Below are 287 nucleotides of genomic sequence, written 5' to 3'. Positions count from 1 at the left end.
CGATGGCTATACCACCGTGGATCTGCTCGGCAGTTATCAGCTTCCGGTGGGTACACTCAGCTTCAGCATTGAAAACCTCTTCGACCGTGACTACACCACTGTCTGGGGGCAGCGTGCACCACTGTACTACAGCCCGGGTTACGGCCCAGCGTCACTGTACGACTACAAAGGCAGGGGCCGAACCTTTGGTCTGAACTACTCTGTGCTGTTCTGACGGGGATGCTTTTGCAACAAGGGTATGCTGTAAACAACATGGTCCTTGGTGGCCATGTTGTTTACAGCCAGTA

The 287-nt window shown here is 54.0% G+C and carries 1 protein-coding gene; it reads left to right on the top strand.

Going from position 1 to position 287, the window contains the following annotated elements:
- Positions 1–214 (top strand): TonB-dependent receptor (locus tag LZP73_RS20525; protein ID WP_234236816.1); only part of this gene is annotated, 214 nt, incomplete at its 5' end.
- Positions 215–287 lie beyond the last annotated feature (73 nt).

Origin of the sequence: Shewanella sp. AS16 (genome assembly GCF_021412365.1) — a bacterium.
In the GTDB taxonomy this organism is placed as follows: domain Bacteria; phylum Pseudomonadota; class Gammaproteobacteria; order Enterobacterales; family Shewanellaceae; genus Shewanella; species Shewanella salipaludis.
The sequence above is the reverse complement of the archived record's forward strand: the minus strand, read 5'-3'. Positions and strand labels throughout refer to the sequence as shown.